Origin of the sequence: Pseudomonas sp. SIMBA_067 (assembly GCF_046534675.1) — a bacterium.
Classification (GTDB): Bacteria; Pseudomonadota; Gammaproteobacteria; order Pseudomonadales; family Pseudomonadaceae; genus Aquipseudomonas; species Aquipseudomonas putida.
The window spans coordinates 1-231 of record NZ_JAWRYH010001476.1; the positions used below are offsets into that span (position 1 = coordinate 1).

Here is a 231-nt window from a genome sequence, read left to right on the forward strand (position 1 = left end):
CGACGGTCGCGGGCGCGTGCACCGACAACGTGGCGCCATCGGCCACATCGATCCCGCCGGCGAGCGTACTGACGGCCGCCGTGCCATTGCCGAACCGCAAAGTGCCAGCCCGGATCGCCGTATCGCCACTGTAGCTATTGCCGCCACCAAGCACCTGCACGCCGGCGCCGGTCTGGATCACCGTGCCCGTGCCCGAAATATCGCCCGTGTTTAGCGCTTCGCTGCCGTGGT

The 231-nt window shown here is 68.4% G+C and carries 1 protein-coding gene; it reads right to left on the reverse strand.

The window, feature by feature from the left end:
• Positions 1-181: autotransporter-associated beta strand repeat-containing protein (locus SB765_RS34335; protein WP_410933118.1), on the reverse strand; the 181-nt coding region annotated here is incomplete at its 3' end.
• Positions 182-231 lie beyond the last annotated feature (50 nt).